A 259-nucleotide genomic window follows, 5' to 3' on the forward strand; every position below is an offset into this window, starting at 1 on the left:
CTCCCGGCCCGGATCCGAGGCGGGCAGGGCGTGTTCGGCCTTGAGCCGGCCGACCCGCTGGGTGCACTTGAAGCGTTCAGCCAGCAGGTAGACCAGGGTGGCGTCGAAGTTGTCGATGCTGCCGCGGATCGCATACAGCTCGTCGAGCACCGCCGGATCGGCCTCGCCCAGGAGCGAGGAGGCGTGCGGGTCGTATCCGGTGGCCGGGTTCTGGCCGGTCTCGGCGGCCGGGTCGTCAATCATGCCCCTAGCCTACGGT

1 protein-coding gene is annotated in these 259 nt (G+C 69.9%); it reads right to left on the reverse strand.

Annotated elements, in window-relative coordinates; all coding sequences use genetic code 11:
- On the reverse strand, nucleotides 1–243 hold a 243-nt coding region (locus Q4528_RS14570), incomplete at its 3' end, for a chorismate mutase (RefSeq protein ID WP_303522366.1).
- Nucleotides 244–259: the final 16 nt, after the last annotated feature.

The sequence above is a fragment of the Staphylococcus pasteuri genome (genome assembly GCF_030547725.1).
GTDB lineage: Bacteria > Bacillota > Bacilli > Staphylococcales > Staphylococcaceae > Staphylococcus > Staphylococcus pasteuri.